Annotated in this window: 15 protein-coding genes; 12 read left to right on the top strand and 3 right to left on the bottom strand. The window is 59.0% G+C overall.

Going from position 1 to position 18,003, the window contains the following annotated elements:
• Position 1 precedes the first annotated feature (1 nt).
• Complete coding sequence (locus GS614_RS00490; RefSeq protein WP_171725255.1) at positions 2–1,522, bottom strand: CHAD domain-containing protein; 1,521 nt, start codon at positions 1,520–1,522, stop codon at positions 2–4.
• Between the two features lie 305 nt (positions 1,523–1,827).
• Between GS614_RS00490 and GS614_RS00485 the strand changes: the two genes are divergently transcribed.
• A complete protein-coding gene (locus tag GS614_RS00485; protein WP_171168488.1) occupies positions 1,828–2,175 on the top strand; it encodes a TfoX/Sxy family protein in 348 nt (115 codons plus the stop codon).
• 54 nt (positions 2,176–2,229) lie between these two features.
• On the opposite strand, the gene ndk is transcribed toward GS614_RS00485, so the two are convergent.
• A complete protein-coding gene (gene ndk, locus GS614_RS00480) occupies positions 2,230–2,652 on the bottom strand; it encodes a nucleoside-diphosphate kinase (RefSeq protein WP_068334875.1) in 423 nt (140 codons plus the stop codon).
• A 114-nt stretch (positions 2,653–2,766) separates the two neighbouring features.
• Positions 2,767–3,969, bottom strand: a complete 1,203-nt coding sequence (locus tag GS614_RS00475) for a multidrug effflux MFS transporter (protein WP_171168687.1) — start codon at positions 3,967–3,969, stop codon at positions 2,767–2,769.
• A 106-nt stretch (positions 3,970–4,075) separates the two neighbouring features.
• On the opposite strand from GS614_RS00475, the gene GS614_RS00470 reads away from it, so the two are divergent.
• The 11 genes from GS614_RS00470 (at position 4,076) to GS614_RS00420 (ending at position 17,976) form a co-directional block, all read left to right on the top strand.
• Positions 4,076–5,926, top strand: coding sequence for an ABC-F family ATP-binding cassette domain-containing protein (locus tag GS614_RS00470; protein WP_171725254.1), 1,851 nt, complete (start codon positions 4,076–4,078; stop codon positions 5,924–5,926).
• Positions 5,923–6,312, top strand: a complete 390-nt coding sequence (locus GS614_RS00465) for an ACT domain-containing protein (protein WP_171725253.1) — start codon at positions 5,923–5,925, stop codon at positions 6,310–6,312. The genes GS614_RS00470 and GS614_RS00465 overlap by 4 nt, the downstream gene beginning before the upstream one ends.
• A gap of 2 nt (positions 6,313–6,314) precedes the next feature.
• Positions 6,315–6,932, top strand: a complete 618-nt coding sequence (locus tag GS614_RS00460; protein WP_171116313.1) for a MarC family protein — start codon at positions 6,315–6,317, stop codon at positions 6,930–6,932.
• A gap of 42 nt (positions 6,933–6,974) precedes the next feature.
• Positions 6,975–7,556, top strand: a complete 582-nt coding sequence (locus GS614_RS00455) for a TIGR02281 family clan AA aspartic protease (protein ID WP_171116315.1) — start codon at positions 6,975–6,977, stop codon at positions 7,554–7,556.
• A 48-nt stretch (positions 7,557–7,604) separates the two neighbouring features.
• The gene (locus GS614_RS00450) at positions 7,605–8,225 is read left to right on the top strand and encodes an ImuA family protein (RefSeq protein ID WP_171116317.1); all 621 of its coding nucleotides are present in this window, start codon (positions 7,605–7,607) and stop codon (positions 8,223–8,225) included.
• 62 nt (positions 8,226–8,287) lie between these two features.
• Positions 8,288–9,502, top strand: a complete 1,215-nt coding sequence (locus GS614_RS00445) for a CynX/NimT family MFS transporter (RefSeq protein WP_171116319.1) — start codon at positions 8,288–8,290, stop codon at positions 9,500–9,502.
• A complete protein-coding gene (locus tag GS614_RS00440; protein ID WP_171362991.1) occupies positions 9,499–10,095 on the top strand; it encodes a YceI family protein in 597 nt (198 codons plus the stop codon). The genes GS614_RS00445 and GS614_RS00440 overlap by 4 nt, the downstream gene beginning before the upstream one ends.
• Before the next feature lie 80 nt (positions 10,096–10,175).
• Positions 10,176–11,396, top strand: coding sequence for an MFS transporter (locus GS614_RS00435; protein ID WP_171725252.1), 1,221 nt, complete (start codon positions 10,176–10,178; stop codon positions 11,394–11,396).
• A gap of 290 nt (positions 11,397–11,686) precedes the next feature.
• Positions 11,687–13,432: a methionine--tRNA ligase gene (gene metG / locus GS614_RS00430; RefSeq protein WP_171725251.1), complete on the top strand. Its 1,746-nt coding sequence runs from the start codon at positions 11,687–11,689 to the stop codon at positions 13,430–13,432.
• A 302-nt stretch (positions 13,433–13,734) separates the two neighbouring features.
• Positions 13,735–14,835, top strand: coding sequence for an efflux RND transporter periplasmic adaptor subunit (locus tag GS614_RS00425; RefSeq protein WP_171116571.1), 1,101 nt, complete (start codon positions 13,735–13,737; stop codon positions 14,833–14,835).
• A gap of 3 nt (positions 14,836–14,838) precedes the next feature.
• Complete coding sequence (locus GS614_RS00420) at positions 14,839–17,976, top strand: efflux RND transporter permease subunit (RefSeq protein ID WP_171725250.1); 3,138 nt, start codon at positions 14,839–14,841, stop codon at positions 17,974–17,976.
• Positions 17,977–18,003: the final 27 nt, after the last annotated feature.

Below are 18,003 nucleotides of genomic sequence, written 5' to 3'. Positions count from 1 at the left end.
CTCACTCCTTTTGTCGGTGAAACAAGTTCTGAAACAGGCGCCGGGTATCTGGCCCGTCAAACTTCTGAAAGCTGGCAATCACGCGGCTCCGCTCGGCCTTTTGGCGCTGATCCAGAACCGCAATCAATCCCCCAACGGCCAGGCCCATCCGCGCATCCACATGGCCCCGCGTGTCGCTGTGCTGCGCGACAAAAGCCGTCAAGGACTCTTGCTGGACAGCGCAGTCGTTGAACACACCCAGATTGTCCTGTAGCTTTTTCAACGGCTTGATGATTGTCTTGAAGCTCTTTTCATCGAACAGAGGCCCAAATATCTCCATCAGATAGCGCAGTTTCTTGCAATCGATACGAAGGTCATGCACGGTTTCGTCCGGAGTTTCGTCGGTGATACCGCGTGCGATTTTGCAGACCTTGCGGTACCGTTTCCAGATCAATGCGCACGCGTATTCATGTGCTGCCCGTTTCGCGTTAGATCCGGGCGTAAGGTGATCCGTTCCGTTGAACATCGCCGTCAGATCGGACATACGGGCGTTGTATTCGTCACTGCGCAACCGGCGGGACAAGCGTGACAGTTCCTTGGCGCGCTCCTTCTCGAAAAGGTCGAACATCTCTTGCAGGCCCGCGTGAAGACTGGGCGGTACCAGACTGAAGTATTTATCTTTTTCCAGAAGGTAGACATCCAGATCACGCATACGCCCGGTGGCGGCCATGAGATCGGAAAAGACACGCTTCAATTGCACTGTCTGCGCGTCGGAAAATACGCCTTTGAACAGGCTGATCACGGATCGGACCTTTCGCAATGACACCCGGTAATCATGCAGAAACTCTGTGTCGATATCGGCTATCACCCCATATTCGTTTTGCCGGGCAACTTGCAGATATGTTTGAATGATATCTGCCGCGACCTGAATAGATGGCTCAGCTTTTCCCAACTTGATCTCTGGCTTGGCGCGATAGGCGGCCATGCCCGGGAAAAGTCCGGCACAAAGCGCTTCGACACCCGGCCCGCCCCCGGACAAGGCGGAAATCGCGGTGTTCACTTTTTGAAATTCTTTCTCATACCCCCGCAGCCGCTGAAGCTGAACGATTGCTGCCTGACCCGTCTGCGAAGACAGGCACCAAACCGTTCCCCTGACCAGTGTTTTCTCCAGCTCATCCAGTACGACGAGGGGTTTCGTCTGAATCTCTCCGGTTCCGATCTGCATCAGCGCACGCAGTTTGGGGAAACCCTTCAAAGCCCCTGTCACCGGACCCCGCGGCAGGTCTTGAACAAACCGCCCCTGCCCCTTACCGCGTTGAGACAGCGGCGCACGGCCATTCTGGAAAAGCCACAGTGTTTCTGCGACCTCAACCAGAACACGACCTGAATTCCGCAACGATTGATCGTGGCAATCCAAAAGCACGAAAGATCTCGATTCCGTTGGTGGGTCGATCCTGATCGTGAACCCGGGAATGAGCTTTTCAACATGCGCTTTGTCAATGGATCGGGACAGAATGCACTGAACACCTGAAGGTTCGGTCATGATCCACCAATCCGGGGCGTTTTCAGGTGTTCAATGACATTTGTCTCAACGATCTTCTGCACGCTGGTTCCTTCTTCGACGGTTCTGATCCTTCATCACGTTCAGCGTATTCGGCTTTTACCTTGGTCAGCAGTTTGTCTGGCCCTGGACCGACCCGCGTTTGGTATCTGTTGGCTTTTGAAACCCGGACCGCCGAGGCAGCATGACTTCATGAGAGCGGAAACACCAGAAGACAGCAAGGCATTATGTTTCGCCAACGCGCAAACATGGGTGACAGACCCCAGAGGTGCAATTAAGACAGGCTCATGAGCGATCCAGTTTCTTCGATCCGCAACCTTGGCCCGGCTTTCGAGCAGGCCTGCGCGCGCGCCGGCATCCACTCGGCTGATGAACTGCGACAGCTGGGACCGGATGAAGCCTATGCCCGGCTTTTGCGGGCTGGTACCAAAGCACATTTCATCGGCTACTATGTTTTGGTGATGGGGCTTCAGGGACGCCCCTGGAATGATTGCAAGGGTGAAGAGAAAAAGAAGCTGCGACAACGTTTCGACGCGATCAAGGCCGGCAACAGCGCCGCGCCGGAAAACCGGATGGTTGCCGATCTGGATGCCGTCGGGGTTCGGGTTGAACCCAAAGATCTAAAGCAGGTCTGAACAAAAAAAGGCCGCTCCTGGCGGAGCGGCCCGATCTTTCGGCAAAAAACCGGTTTAGCCGACCAGTTCGATGCCCGAGAAGAAATATGCGATCTCAACAGCCGCTGTTTCCGGTGCATCCGAACCATGGACCGAGTTTTCGCCAACCGATTCAGCAAATTCCGCGCGGATGGTGCCCGGTGCTGCGTCCGCCGGGTTGGTTGCACCCATGACTTCACGGTTCTTCGCAATGGCACCTTCGCCTTCCAGAACCTGAACAACGACCGGAGCCGACGACATGAATTCGCACAGTTCGTCATAGAACGGACGCTCGGCATGTACTTCGTAGAACTTGCCGGCTTGTTCCTTGGTCATGTGGATGCGCTTCTGCGCAACGATACGCAGCCCGGCTTCTTCGAACTTGGCGTTGATCTTGCCAGTCAGGTTGCGGCGCGTTGCGTCGGGTTTGATGATCGAGAATGTACGTTCCAGTGCCATGTCGGCCTCTCCTTACAATGTGGCGCGGGTCCGCGCCGAAATCCATCGCGCGCCGCGTACCACGGTCTTTCGCTCATGAAAAGTGTTATGATGGGTTGCCTGCCGCTTTGGCGCTCAGAATGTATCCGGCAAAGGGTCTACCCGGTCCAGACGCCGAACGTAAAGCACTGCAAGCAAACCTGCAAAGCTGCTGGCCCACATCATGCCCAGAACCAGAAACGGCCCGTTTTCAGGGCTGACAAACGCACCCGTCATCGAGGTCAGGATCGCGCCAAGCCCGACCACCATCGCCCCAGACAACCCTGCCGCGCTGCCTGCCAGTTTGGGTCGCACGGACATGACCCCTGCCGAAGCGTTTGCATTGGTCAGCCCATTGCCGAACCCAACGCAGATGGCCGAACCGAAGAATACCCAGACTGACCCCAGCCCGGCGATGAACAGAAGCAATCCGCAGAATGGCCCGGTCGAAGCCACAACGCGGCCGATCAGGATCATTGTGGTCAGACGTGTCCGTGCCGCGATCCGACCAGTGACGAAGTTACCGACCATGAACCCACCTGTTATGATACCAATCCCAAGTCCCAACATGGCAGGGCTCAGATCAAACCATGCGGCAGCCACCAATGGCGCGCCGGTGATGAAGCTGTAGAACCCACCAATCGAAAACGATGCGCATAAGGCATAGCCCCAGAATCGGCGGGCGCGAAACAGATCCGGATACTCGCGCAATTGGGCTGTAAAAGTTGAAGAGCGGTTTGTATTGGTCTCGCCCATGTCGAACCAAAGCAAAACCAGCAGCCCTGCCCCCAGCACAGTGTAAAGAACAAACCCCGAGCGCCAGCCAAAGAGCATGTCGAGCGTCCCACCCAGCATAGGGCCAAGCATTGGGGCCAAAGCCATGGCCATCGCCACATACCCCAGTTTGCTTGCAGCCTCGTTCGGCGGATACCGATCTCTGATCGATGCGCTGGAAAGAACTGACCCAGCCACCACCGCGGCCTGCAAAAGACGAAAGCCCAGGAACGTCCAAATGGCCTCGGCCAGAAAGCATCCGATTGAGGCGATGACGAAGATGGTGATGCACATCAAAAGTATCGGTCTGCGCCCGTAACGATCGGAAAGCGGACCCATGATCAGCTGCAACACGGCTGAGACCGCCAGATACCCGGCAACCGACAGGTTAACCAAGCCATAATCCACACCGAAATCCGTACTCATGTGGGCCAAAGACGGCAGGAACATGTTCAGTGACAAAACCGACAGTGCCGTGGCAAAAATCAGAGTGACCAAGTGCGGAGGTGTCCGGGCCGCGCGCATGTGAAAACCGTTCTGAATAGCAAACGACACAGCGCTATCACATTGCTTAAAGATTGAACATGCCGAGCCGCTGGCGGTGGCAACACAGCTCTGCTAAGAGCGCCCCATGTTACGGATCGAAGACATCACTTATGCCGTTGAAGGTCGCCCGTTGTTTGACGGCGCAACCGCGACGATTCCCGATGGTCACAAGGTTGGCCTTGTCGGTCGGAACGGAACCGGAAAGACCACGCTGTTCCGCCTGATCCGGGGCGAGTTGGCTTTGGAATCGGGAAATATCTCGGTCCCGAAACGCGCTCGGATCGGTGGCGTGGCGCAAGAGGTGCCCTCCTCTGACGTCTCGCTGATCAATACGGTTCTCGCCGCCGATACCGAACGCAGTGCGTTGATGGCCGAGGCCGAAAGCGCCCAAGACCCGATACGCATCGCTGAAATTCAGACACGTCTGGCCGATATCGACGCCTGGTCCGCCGAGGCCCGCGCAGCTTCGATCCTCAAGGGGTTGGGCTTTGACGACGAAGATCAGCAGCGCCCCTGTTCGGATTTCTCGGGCGGCTGGCGGATGCGCGTTGCGCTGGCGGCGGTGCTGTTTTCTCAGCCCGATCTGCTGCTGCTGGACGAACCGACCAACTATCTGGACCTCGAAGGCGCGCTATGGCTGGAAAGTTATCTGGCCAAATATCCGCACACTGTGATCATCATCAGCCACGACCGCGGCCTTCTGAACCGCGCCGTGGGGTCGATCCTGCATCTGGAAGACCGCAAGCTGACCTATTACGCGGTGCCCTACGATAAGTTCGCGGAACGCCGTGCGGAACGGCTGGCACAGGCGGAATCGGAAAACGCCAAGGCCAAGGCCCGCATCGCACATCTGCAAAGCTTTGTGGATCGGTTCCGCTACAAGGCGTCGAAGGCCGTTCAGGCTCAATCGCGCCTGAAGATGATCGAACGCATCCAACTGGTCTCGACCCCGCAAGAGGCCGCCCTGCGCGCCTTCAGCTTTCCGGAACCCGAGGAACTGTCGCCACCGATCATCCAGATCGAAGGCGGCGTCACCGGCTATGGCGAAACCGAAGTGTTGCGCCGTCTGAACCTGCGTATCGATCAGGATGACCGTATCGCGCTGTTGGGCAAGAACGGACAGGGCAAGTCGACCTTGTCCAAGCTGCTGTCGGACCGGCTGCCCCTCATGGCGGGCAAGATGACCCGCAGCAACAAGCTGCGCATCGGGTATTTCGCACAGCATCAGGTGGATGAGCTTTACGTGGACGAAACGCCGCTGGACCACCTGCGCCGTCTGCGCCCTGACGAAGCACCGGGCAAGTGGCGATCGCGACTGGCCGGGTTCGGGTTGAATGCGGATCAGGCGGAAACCAAGGTCGGGCGCCTGTCGGGCGGACAGAAAGCGCGGCTTTCACTGCTGCTCGCCACGATCGACGCGCCCCATATGCTGATCCTTGACGAGCCGACCAACCACCTTGACATCGAAAGCCGCGAGGCGCTGGTCGAGGCGCTGACGGCTTATTCCGGCGCGGTGGTTCTGGTCAGTCACGACATGCACTTGCTGAGCCTTGTCGCGGATCGACTCTGGCTGGTTTCGGACGGTACGGTCAAACCTTTCGACGGCGACCTTGAAGCCTATCGGTCCCTGCTGCTGGCGCGCGACAGACCCGTGAGGGAAAAGCCCCGGGCGGTCAAATCGAAACGCCCCCCGCGCGAGACGATACTGGCCTTGCGTGCGGATCTGCGCAAATGCGAGGACCGGATCGAAAAGCTGACGGAAATGCATGACAAGCTTTCGACCAAACTGGCCGATCCGGCGCTGTACGAGGACGAAAGGATCAACGACCTGGAAACCTGGAACCGCAAGTTCACCGAAGTCACCGAGGCCATGCAAAAAGCCGAGGCATTGTGGGTCGCGGCCGCCGAACGGCTTGAACAGGCGGAAACCGCATGAGCACGCCCATCACGGACACCAACGCCATGATCGCGGGTATGCATCCCGACTTGCAGCCCGGTGAACTTGCCTTTGTCGTATGGCCTCAAGACAAACCCTGGCCACAGGGCACGCGGGCCAGCTGCGCCGAGGCCGAAGGGCTGTCTCTTGTCGTCCCGATCGCTGCGGCACCGAAAGATGCCGTCGCGATGCGGTGCATCACGTTGCAGGTTCATTCCTCGCTGGAAGGGGTTGGTTTGACCGCCGCCGTTTCCAGCGCGCTGGCACGGGCCGGCATTCCCGCGAACATGGTCGCGGGGTATCACCACGATCACGTCTATGTCCCATCGGGTTGTTCGCAGGATGCCCTGCGTATCCTGCAAGACCTGCAACGGAGCAGCAGATAACAATGGACAGTGCATTTCTGATTACCGCGTTCACAACGCTTTTCGTGGTCCTTGATCCGCCCGCGCAAACGCCGATCTTCGTGGCGCTGACACAGGGTATGGACTGGCACACGCGCCGGTCCATTGCCATTCGGGCCTGCCTGACGGCGGGTTTCATCCTGGCCCTGTTTGCCGCCTTTGGCGAAGCCCTTCTGGGGTTTGTTGGCATCTCGATGGAAGCGTTCCGCGTTGCAGGAGGTGTCCTGCTGTTCCTGACCGCGCTGGATATGCTGTTTGAACGCCGCACCAAGCGACGCGAAAGCAGCGCCGAGGAAGAGGAACACCCGGACCCGTCCGTCTTTCCCCTGGGCATCCCGCTGATTGCAGGCCCCGGATCGATTGCAACGATGATTCTGCTTGCGGGCCAGCAGCCGGGCATTCAGGGCCTTGCTATTGTCATCGGTGTGATGCTGGTTGTGCTGGCAATGGTCTTCGTGATGTATCTGACCTCTGGCGCGGTCGCGCGGATTTTGGGCAAAACCGGGCTGAACGTGTTGACCCGGCTGCTGGGGATGCTGCTTGCGGCCTTGTCGGTGCAGTTCATTCTCGATGGCCTCAAGGCCTTTGGTTTTGCGTCTTAAACCCCCATATATGTGACGTGCAACTTGAGTGGGGTGAACCCTGTGGACAGCGTCGATATCGGACAATTGGTCTATCTGGTCGTGCTTGGGCTGGCCGTCGCGTTCTGGTTCGTTTCGCAAAACCGCCAGACCCTGAACAAGACGTTGCAGCAGGTGATGGCCTGGGTGTTCATTTTTGTTGGCGTCATCGCCGTCATCGGCCTGTGGGAAGACATCCGGTCTTCGGTTGGCCCTGCCCCGCAGATGACCGTCACCGGCAACGCGATCGAGGTGCCTCGTGCCTATGATGGTCACTATTACCTGCCGGTTTTGGTGAATGGTGAGCCGATCAACTTTCTTGTCGACACCGGCGCCAGCCAGATCGTTCTCAGTGCCCGGGACGCAGAACGTGTGGGCATCGATCCCGATCAACTGAACTATTTCGGCCGCGCCCTGACCGCCAACGGCGAGGTACGCACAGCGCCGGTGCGGCTTGACACCCTGACCGCAGGCCCCATTACCGACCAGAACGTATCGGCCTGGGTCAATGAGGGCGAGCTGGATAAATCGCTTTTGGGAATGGAATACCTGCATCGTTTCTCGAGCGTCCAATTTGCAAATGGCAAGTTGATCCTGTCTCGTTGACGGCCCTGACCACTTGAGAACAAAAATAGAACATGCTAGCATTCCGGCATGTCCACTCAACTTCTTGGCCACAAAACTGCGCGTCAGGCGCCGGGGGTAAAGCTCCATCCGCAGATCACCCTGGAACTGGGCCGCGTGCACGAGGCATGCGGCCCCGCCCGGCGCAGCTTTGCCATGTGGCTGGCCGGTCAGACGCAGGGGCCGGTCTTGTGGATTTCCCCCGCCTGGGAACCCGGCCAGCTGAACCCCGATGGGATGATGGCCTTTGCCGATCCGGCCCGGTTCATTTTTGTTCATCCCACCCGTGCCGAAGATCTGCTGTGGTGCCTGGAGGAGGCGCTGCGCAGCGGGGCCATTCCGCTGATCATCGGCGACCTGCCCGGCGCACCGGGGCTCACGCCGATACGCCGGATGCATCTGGCCGCCGAACAGGGGGGTGCGATGGGGCGGGCTCCGCTTGGTTTGCTGCTGACACCCGGAGATGGCGGCGCGCAAGGGGTTGAAACGCGCTGGCACATGGCGGCCACCCATCGGGATGAGGCTCGGATCTGGGCTCTGACACGCCGCCGCGCCCGTGCCCTGCCCCCGGTCACATGGCAGGCCACCATGACCGCCGCCCGTGCCGGGTTGCATCTGGAACGGATCGAAACCAAAGACACACCGGCATAAAGCCACACGGATCACGCAAGATGTGACTGGTCAAAACGCGGGCCGCGCCCTAGCGTCACCACATGAGCCATCCGATCCATGACAGCCGCTATTCCTGGCTTCGCCTTCTGATCACGCTCGCCATTGCAACAGTGGCGAATGTGGGCATGTGGGCCGTGATCGTGGTCATGCCCGCAGTCGAAACCGAATTCGGGGCCGGTCGTGCCGAAGCCTCGATGCCGTACACTTTGGCGATGATCGGTTTTGCCCTGGGCAACATGTGGCTGGGGCAGGTGGTGGACCGGCTGGGCGTCACCAGCGCCCTGATCGGAGCAGCCGTCTTGAGTGCGCTGAGCTATGTGCTGGCAACGCTGGCACCGAGCATAATGTTGCTATCCGCGGCGCATCTCCTGCTGGGGCTGGGCACATCGATTGGGTTTGGCCCGCTGATCGCAGATATCTCACATTGGTTCATGAAACGGCGCGGCATTGCCGTCGCGTTGGTCGCCAGTGGGAATTACCTGTCCGGCGCCATCTGGCCCACCATGCTGTCCGGAATTCTGGCGCGGGATGGATGGCAACAGGTCTATCTGACGCTCGCCGTGCTGACGCTTGTCGTCGTCATTCCCCTGTCGCTGCTGCTACGCCGCAGGGTTCCGGTCGAGGCACACAGCACCGCCGCAGCATCCGCCCAAATCAATGCACGAAGTGTCGGTGTGTCACCGCGCGCGCTGCAATATATTCTGGGCCTGGCCGGGATCGGTTGTTGCGTCGCCATGTCGATGCCACAGGTTCATATCGTCTCCTATTGCGTCGGGCTGGGATATGGGCCCGCGGTCGGGGCCGAGATGCTGTCACTGATGTTATTGGGTGGTGTTGTCAGCCGGATCATCTCGGGTTTGTTGGCAGATCGGCTGGGCGGGGTCATGACGCTTTTGATCGGTTCGCTCCTGCAATGTATCGCCCTGTTCCTGTTCCTGCCCTACGATGGAATGGTGTCGCTTTATGCCATCAGCCTGCTCTTTGGTCTGGCACAGGGTGGCATCGTGCCCAGCTATGCGTTGATTGTCCGCGAATATATGCCGCCGCAAGAAGCTGGTGCGCGGGTCGGGTTCGTCATGATGATGACCATTCTTGGCATGGCGCTCGGTGGCTGGATGTCAGGATGGATCTACGACCTCACCGGAAGCTACCAACTGGCGTTCGTGAATGGCATCCTTTGGAATGGTCTGAACATTGCGATCGTTCTGATGCTGCTCAGAAGATCCCGCCCCACACGGGAAGGTGTCATGGCATGACCCTTCTGACCCGTCGCAGCCTGCTTGCCGGGCTGGCAATCCTGCCCCTGACCCAGGCGGCACAAGCCGCATTGCGGCCATACATCCTGTCGGATGAAGGCACCCGGGTCGGGTTCACGTTTGATCTTGCGGGGGTGACACAGTCAGGGACGATGCCGATCCGGACCGCCAATGTTCAGATTGACACAGGTCGGCTACAGAACAGCCAGGTCACGGTGACACTGGACGTCAGCAAAGCCAGAACGCGGCTTCCCTTTGCCCGTATGCCCATGCTCAGCCCCAGCGTTTTGGACGCGAAGCAGCACCCAACGATCCGGTTTGTGTCAACGGACATACAACTGGGCGCGGAAGGGCGGATATCAGATGGCGCTCGGATCACGGGTGATCTGACGGTCCGCGGCGTGACCCGCCCGATCACGTTGGAGGTCAATCTGTACCGGCAGGTAGGAAGTGCAGTGAACGATCTGAGCCGCCTGACCATTGGCCTGAAGGGCGCTTTGAACCGGCACGACTTCGGAGCTTCGGGCTATCCTGACCTGGTCGACGACACCGTCGGCCTGGACATCCGCGCCGAGATCATACGCGCGACCTGATCGCCGAACGGCAAAAAACGACTCGCTAAAGTCGAATTGATGCGCGCATTGTGCGGCGACCCTGCCAATCTGAGACCACCATGCGCACGATCATTTCATTTGCCGCCCTGTTTCTTTCGGTCATTCTGCTTCAGCTTTCCACAGGAGGCGTCGGGCCACTCGATGCCATTTCCGGCATCACGCTGGATTTCACGACCGAACAGATCGGTCTTTTGGGGTCTTCGCACTTTCTGGGGTTTTTCATCGGCTGCTGGTGGGCACCACGTCTGATGGGCAATGTCGGTCATTCGCGCGCATTTGCAGTTTGCACCGCGTTGGGCGCGATGGGCCTCATCGGACATACGCTGACCGAAAACCCATATATCTGGGCCGCCCTGCGTGTGGCCTCGGGCACCTGCGTGGCAGGCGCATACACGGTGATCGAGGCCTGGCTGAACGCGAAGGTCACCAATGAAACCCGAGGGCGTGCAATGGGAACGTACCGAATCGCGGATATGGGCGCGTCCCTGTGCGCCCAGTTGATTATCGCCGTTCTGCCCCCGGCCTCTTACGTTTCGTACAACCTGCTGGCGATCCTGTGCTGTGCGTCACTGCTGCCGCTGACGCTGACCAAAGCAAGCCAACCCAAAACACCTGACGCGCCCCGCCTGAAACCCAAGCTGGCTTGGCGCAGCTCACCCTTGGCCGTGGCAGGCGTGATCGTGGCCGCGCTCAGTTCGGCCTCGTTCCGAATGGTGGGTCCGGTTTACGGGCAAGAGGTCGGACTTGGCGTCGATCAGATCGCATTCTTCCTAGCCTCTTTCGTACTGGGTGGTGCGCTTGCTCAATACCCCGTCGGCTGGCTGGCTGATAAATATGACCGGCGCTGGGTCCTTATCTGGCTGTCGGCTGCCGCGGTACTCAGCTGCGGCGTCACCATGGCAGCCAGCGGCACCGGAATGATCGGGGTTATGTCGGCGGCCGTGTTCTTTGGCCTGACAACCTTCCCGATCTTCTCGGTCTCATCCGCCCACGCAAACGACTTTGCCACGGCCGAGGAACGGGTGGAACTCTCGGCTGCCCTGATGTTCTGGTTTGCCTTGGGGGCAATTGCATCGCCCTACATAACCTCGACCCTGATCCAGCAATTTGGCCCGGGTGCCCTTTTTGCCTTCGTGGCGTTCGGGCATGTCTTCTTGATCGTGTTTGGTCTGGCGCGGATGCGGTCACGCCCCACCCCCGAAGAGCGCACGAATTATGTTTACGCCCCGCGCACCTCATTCACGATTGGTCGCCTTCTGAAACGGTCGCGGGAAGAGTGAAAAACTGGGCACCCCCGCTGTTCTTTGAATGTCTTTTGTGATCACCCTGGCCTTTTCGGTCGGTTCGGTATGGAACAAGGACGGGGCACTGCGACTCGGATTCAAGGCGTTGGAGTCCCTCTGCTTGCCCCAAAGCTTTGGACATGTCCCCGGAACGCGATCCAGATCGTTGCGGCAGCACGATTTTCGTTGCCTTCGGGGTCTAAATCGACAAGCAGGTCAATGCCGGGCTTTTGCTAGGCGATCACATCATGTAGACGGGCGCGCAGACAGTTACGCGGAAACGGATCATGGCTCGGATTCTCATCACCTCGGCGATCCCCTACATCAACGGGATCAAACACCTCGGCAATCTGATCGGCTCGCAATTGCCGGCTGATTTGTACGCGCGTTACCAGCGTGGCCGGGGGAACGAGGTCATGTTCCTGTGCGCCACGGATGAACACGGCACACCCGCCGAGCTGGCCGCCGCCAAGGCCGGCAAGCCGGTGGCGGAGTATTGCGCCGACATGTATGCGATTCAGGCTGATATCGCCAACCGGTTTGGCCTCAGCTTCGATCACTTCGGCCGTTCGTCCAGCGAGCAGAACAAGCGCCTGACCCAGCATTTTGCGGGCAAGCTGGATGACGCGGGCCTGATCCGCGAAGTCAGCGAGAAACAGGTGTATTCCAACGCCGATGGTCGCTTTCTGCCTGACCGCTATATCGAAGGCACCTGCCCCAATTGCGGCTATGATCGCGCGCGCGGCGACCAGTGCGAAAACTGCACCAAACAGTTGGATCCGACGGACCTGATCGAGCCGCGCTCGGCCATTTCCGGATCGACCGACCTGGAAGCGCGCGAGACCAAGCACCTGTATCTGCGTCAATCCGCGATGAAGGACAAACTGGATGCGTGGATCGACAGCAAGATGGACTGGCCGGTCCTGACCACTTCGATTGCCAAGAAGTGGCTGCATGACGGCGACGGCTTGCAGGACCGTGGCATTACCCGCGATCTGGACTGGGGTGTACCGGTCAAAAAAGGCGATCACGATTGGCCGGGGATGGAAGGCAAGGTCTTTTACGTCTGGTTCGACGCCCCCATCGAATACATCGCCTGCGCCAAGGAATGGGCAGATGCCAACGGCAGGTCCGATGCGGATTGGGAACGCTGGTGGCGCACCGACAAGGGCGCGGGCGACGTGCGCTATGTCCAATTCATGGGCAAGGACAACGTGCCGTTCCATACGCTGTCCTTCCCGGCCACCATCCTGGGCACCAACGCGCATAATGAAGAGACCGGATCACCCGAACGCTGGAAGCTGGTGGATTACATCAAGTCGTTCAACTATCTGAATTATGACGGCGGCCAGTTTTCGACCAGCCAGGGCCGTGGCGTGTTCATGGATCAGGCGCTGGACATTCTGCCTGCCGATTACTGGCGCTGGTGGCTGCTGAGCCATGCGCCCGAAAGCAGCGACAGCGAATTCACCTGGGAGAACTTCCAGCAATCGGTGAACAAGGACCTTGCAGACGTTCTGGGCAACTTTGTCAGCCGGATCACCAAATTCTGCCGCTCGAAATTTGGTGAGGCCGTGCCCGATGGTGGACAGTTCGGCCCCCGCGAGCAGGCCTTGATCGAAGAGTTCACCAAACGCGTCCGCGCCTATGAAGGCCATATGGAAGCGATGGAGGTTCGCAAATCCGCGCAGGAGCTGCGGGCAATCTGGGTTGCCGGAAATGAATATCTACAGGCCGCAGCTCCGTGGTCCACATTTAAAGAAGACCCCGAGCAGGCCGCCGCGCAGGTACGTCTTGGCCTGAACCTGATCCGGCTTTACGCCGTGCTCAGCGCACCGTTCATCCCCGACACCTCGGCCCGCATGCTGAGCGCGATGAACACGCTGGATACCAGCTGGCCCGATGATGTTGCCACCGCGTTGAACGCCTTGCCGTCCGGTCACGACTTTACCGTGCCAGACGTTCTGTTCGCCAAGATAACGGATGAACAGCGCGAAGAATGGCAGGACAGGTTCGCGGGAACCCGCGACTGATCGGTCCGGCGCATTGGACGCAGGGGGCCCATTTCGGGCCTCTCTTGCTCAGGCCCCGCGGCCACGTCAGTGCCTAAGCCAGCATAAGTGCTTGAACTTTTGACATCCGCCCCGACCGGCGCGGGACTCATCACGCTTGAGATATCGGCACAAAAAAGTCATCCTGAGACAAGGTTCCTCCGACTCACGTCGCCGTGGCGACTGGGTCGGCATCTTTTGTTTCTGCATCGAACGAGGCTTTCGCCATGTCCCCAGCATTCCTTTCACCCAACAAGATCAGCAGGCATTTGGCCGCCGCATTCATGCTGATGTCCTTGGGTTTGGCGCATCCGGCGACCGCGCAGGAAGAAGGGGCACCACCAAAGGTTTCCATCGCGGCGGCCTATACCGAGGAAATCACCGACGAAGCCACGTTCATCGGACGTGCCGAGGCAATCAACAAGGTCGATATCGTGGCGCGGGTGAACGGGTTTCTCAACAGCCGCGAGGTCGAGGATGGGGCGACTGTCAAAGAAGGCGATCTGCTGTTCACCATCGAACCCGACCTGTACGAGGCGACGCTGGAGGCCCGAAAGGCCGATCTGAACCGGGCCGAAGCAAATCTTGAACTGGCAAAGGTCGATCTGGCGCGTAAAGAAGAGCTCTACAAACGCGACGCGACGCCAGAGTCAGAACGCGACATTGCCCGCGCCAACGAACTGGTCGCCGAGGCAGAGGTGAAGGCGGCCAATGCTGCGATCCAGCAGGCCGAGCTTGACCTGAGCTACACGCAGATACATGCGCCATTCGACGGCCGTATCGGCAGGATCACGACCAGCGTCGGAGATGTGGTCGGGCCAAACAACCCTCCTCTGGTCAATATCGTCAGCGAGACGCCCATTTATGTGAATTTCTCGTTGAACGAAAAGCTCTTCACCTCAGTCTTACAGACTTATGGTGAAAACTCGGCATCGCTGGCGGAAAGCCCGCAAAGCCCGAACGTGCACGTCATCCTGCCCAACGGCACCGAGATGGATGAAGTCGGCAGAATTGTATTCGTTGACAACCGTATCGACCCATTGACCGGCGCAATTACCATTCGCGCCCAGTTCGACAACGCGGACCGGCTGATTCTGGACGGCGCCTTTGTGAATGTGCAGATCGAAGCGCTGGAACCGACCTTGCAGGTTCTGGTGCCTCAAGCCGCCTTGCAGCGCGATCAGCGGGGCGAGTTTGTCCTGGTCGTCAACGACAAGCAGATGGTTGAACAGCGTTACATCACCACCGGTGACACGGTTGGAACCGCGATTATTGTGCTGGACGGGCTGCGCGAAGGCGAAAGCGTAATTGTCGAGGGCCTGCAACGGGTTCGCCCCGGCGTCGCTGTTGACGCAGTCGTCGCCTCTGAGCAACCGGGAGAGTAACAGATGTTCTCAGCCCTGTTCATCAGCCGGCCCAAGCTGGCGCTCGTCATTTCGCTGGTGCTGACCATCATGGGCGGTATCGGATACCTTGTGCTGCCGGTCGCGCAGTTTCCCGATATCACCCCGCCCGTGGTCAATGTCTCGACCACCTATACCGGCGCAAACGCCGAGACCGTTGAAAACACAGTCGCCGCGCCGATTGAGGCGCAGGTCAACGGTGTGGACGACATGATCTACATGACGTCCAGATCATCGGATAACGGGTCCTATTCGCTGGATGTGACCTTTGAGGTCGGCACCGATCCCGACATCGCATCGGTCAACGTTCAAAACCGGGTGGCGCAGGCCATGTCATCGCTGCCAGCCGAAGTGACTTCGTCCGGCGTGGTGACACAGAAATCTTCGACCAACATGCTGATGCTGGTCACTCTGACTTCACCAAATGGGACCTATGACAGTGTGTTCCTGTCGAACTATGCCTCGATCAATCTGCGCGATGCTCTGGCGCGGGTGCAGGGCGTCGGCAAGGCCGATGTTCTGACCAACCTTGAATACGCCATGCGGATCTGGATGGACCCGGACAAGATGGCGGCGCTGTCCATCACACCGGGGGATGTCATCAATGCGATCCGGGAACAGAATATCGAAGTGTCCGCCGGTTCGATCGGTGCGCCACCCGTTCCCGAAGGGCAGACGTTTCAATACACGATTAAATCCAAAGGCCGCCTGACATCCGCAGAGGAATTCGGTGACATTGTCATCCGGACAGGTGACGCCGGTGCCATCGTCCGCGTCAAAGACATCGCCCGGGTAGAGCTTGGCGCAGAATACTATGCGGCTTCGGGCTATTTTCAGGCGGTTCCAGCCACGGTCATCGGCATCTATCAGGCCCCCGGTGCAAACGCTTTGGCGGTTTCGGAACGTGTACAGGCGGAATTGGCGCGGCTGTCCCGCGCCTTTCCGACGGATGTCGAATATGATGTCCCCTTCAACACGACCGACTTTGTCGAGGCATCTTTGAACGACGTGGTCTCGACCCTGATCCTGACCTTCATTCTGGTTATTTCGGTTGTGTTCGTGTTCCTGGGAAGTTGGCGCGCAACGATCATTCCAGCCGTGGCAATCCCGGTATCCCTGATCGGTACTTTTGCCTTCCTGCTAGCGTTCGGGATGTCGCTGAACACCATCTCGCTGTTCGCCTTGGTGCTGGCCATCGGTATCGTGGTGGATGACGCCATCGTCGTCGTCGAGAACGTGGAGCGCATCATTGCGGATGAAGGGTTGCCCCCTGCTGAAGCGACCCGAAAAGCCATGGGCCAGATCACGGGTCCGGTCATCGCGACCACACTGGTTCTTTTGGCGGTGTTCGTGCCGGTCACGTTCATGCCCGGCATCTCGGGGCGGCTGTATTCCCAATTTGCCATAACGATCTCGACCGCTGTCGTAATCTCTTCCATCAACGCTCTGACCCTTTCGCCTGCCCTGTGCGGCTTGGTTCTTCGCCCCCGGTCCGGCCCTCCCAAAGGGGTGCTTGCGATGTTCGAAAACTTCATCGGCACCGTGCGCAACGGCTATGTGGCCATTGTACGAAAGCTGTTGGTTTTTCCGGCCATTGCGCTGGCCATCGTGGTTGGGCTTGGCTTGGGAACCGGGACAATCATGTCCAACACCTCGGCCGGATTCATTCCGCTTGAAGACAACGGGTATCTGTTCGTTGATGTACAGTTGCCTGATGCCGCAACATTGGAACGGACCGAGGCGGTGACCGCACGTCTGGATGAACAGATAAGTGAAATCCCGGGCGTCGCGAGCACGGTTCTGGTCAACGGTTTTTCGATGCTGAACGGCACGATCACCAACGGCGCTGCGATTTTCGTCAACCTCGAAAACTGGAGCGAACGGCAGGAAGAGGATCTGAGCGCGGACGCCATTCTGGCCAAAGTGCTGGCGATCGCGAACGGTGAATCAGCAGCTTCGGTCCTTGCTTTCAACCCACCGCCCATCCAGGGCCTTGGTATGTCCGCCGGTGTCGAGATGGAAGTTCAGCAAACCGGCGGAGGCACTCCGCAGGATCTGGCCTCGGCCGTGGGTTCGTTCGTGTATTCGGCCAATCAGAGGCCCGAGATCGGGCAGGCCTATACGACCTTCCGCGCCAACGTCCCGCAGCTGTTCGTTGATCTGGACCGCGAAAAAGCCAAAACGCTGAATGTCTCGGTCGCCGAAATTTTTCAGACTATGCAGGCACAGCTGGGATCTTACTATGTCAATGACTTCAACCTGTTCGGCCGTGTCTATCGCGTGATGATTCAAGCCGATGGGACCTATCGGGACAATGTCGAAGATATCGCGAACCTCTATGTCCGTTCTCAAAACGGAGACATGGTGCCGCTGGGGACACTGATCGACGTTGAAAACGTGCTGGGTCCGGTTCTGCTGAAGCGCCACAACCTGTTCCGGTCGGCCACGGTGACGGCGGTCCCTGCACCCGGCTTGTCCAGCGGCGATGCAATCAGCGTGATGACCGAAGAATCTGCAACCGCCCTGCCCCCGGGTTATGCGTTCGAATGGACAGGGACGGCGCAGCAGCAGCTGGCCTCGGGCAGTCTGGTGATCATCATCCTCGGGCTTGCCATCCTGTTCGGTTACTTGTTCCTGGTGGGTCAGTACGAAAGTTGGACCTTGCCTGTCTCAATCCTGCTTTCCGTTGTCGTGGCCTTGTTTGGGGCCGTGGCGGCGGTGGCCATCGTGGGCAGTGACATCAACCTCTATACACAGATCGGTATGATCATGCTTGTCGGGCTGGCCTCGAAGAACGGTATTCTGATCGTCGAGTTCGCCATGGAGCAACGCGCCAAGGGGCTTTCCATCAAAGAGGCCGCCGCAGAGGCTGCGTATCAGCGTTTTCGCGCTGTGATGATGACTGCGCTGTCCTTCCTACTTGGCGTTGTCCCCCTGCTGGCCGCGAACGGAGCCGGTGCCGCCAGCCAGAAGGCGATTGGTGTCGCGGTATTTGGCGGGATGCTGGCCGCAACGCTGGTTGGTGTGATCGTGGTGCCCGTGCTCTATGCCCTGATGCAAGGCATGCGGGAATGGTTGAAGGGCAGCAAGAGCGACCCCGGCCCTACGGAAAAAGCCGCCTGAACACAGAAAGCCCCATCTGAACTGATG

Source organism: Ruegeria sp. HKCCD6604 (assembly GCF_013110635.1).
GTDB lineage: Bacteria > Pseudomonadota > Alphaproteobacteria > Rhodobacterales > Rhodobacteraceae > Ruegeria.
Note: the sequence above shows the minus strand (reverse complement) of the source record. Positions and strands in the feature narration are given on the sequence as shown.

Coding starts and splice junctions, on each gene's coding strand:
- GS614_RS00490 (WP_171725255.1), bottom strand. CDS start 1,522: ATGACCGAACCTTCAGGTGTTCAGTGCATTCTGTCCCGATCCATTGAC.
- GS614_RS00485 (WP_171168488.1), top strand. CDS start 1,828: ATGAGCGATCCAGTTTCTTCGATCCGCAACCTTGGCCCGGCTTTCGAG.
- ndk (WP_068334875.1), bottom strand. CDS start 2,652: ATGGCACTGGAACGTACATTCTCGATCATCAAACCCGACGCAACGCGC.
- GS614_RS00475 (WP_171168687.1), bottom strand. CDS start 3,969: ATGCGCGCGGCCCGGACACCTCCGCACTTGGTCACTCTGATTTTTGCC.
- GS614_RS00470 (WP_171725254.1), top strand. CDS start 4,076: ATGTTACGGATCGAAGACATCACTTATGCCGTTGAAGGTCGCCCGTTG.
- GS614_RS00465 (WP_171725253.1), top strand. CDS start 5,923: ATGAGCACGCCCATCACGGACACCAACGCCATGATCGCGGGTATGCAT.
- GS614_RS00460 (WP_171116313.1), top strand. CDS start 6,315: ATGGACAGTGCATTTCTGATTACCGCGTTCACAACGCTTTTCGTGGTC.
- GS614_RS00450 (WP_171116317.1), top strand. CDS start 7,605: ATGTCCACTCAACTTCTTGGCCACAAAACTGCGCGTCAGGCGCCGGGG.
- GS614_RS00445 (WP_171116319.1), top strand. CDS start 8,288: ATGAGCCATCCGATCCATGACAGCCGCTATTCCTGGCTTCGCCTTCTG.
- GS614_RS00440 (WP_171362991.1), top strand. CDS start 9,499: ATGACCCTTCTGACCCGTCGCAGCCTGCTTGCCGGGCTGGCAATCCTG.
- GS614_RS00435 (WP_171725252.1), top strand. CDS start 10,176: ATGCGCACGATCATTTCATTTGCCGCCCTGTTTCTTTCGGTCATTCTG.
- metG (WP_171725251.1), top strand. CDS start 11,687: ATGGCTCGGATTCTCATCACCTCGGCGATCCCCTACATCAACGGGATC.
- GS614_RS00425 (WP_171116571.1), top strand. CDS start 13,735: ATGCTGATGTCCTTGGGTTTGGCGCATCCGGCGACCGCGCAGGAAGAA.
- GS614_RS00420 (WP_171725250.1), top strand. CDS start 14,839: ATGTTCTCAGCCCTGTTCATCAGCCGGCCCAAGCTGGCGCTCGTCATT.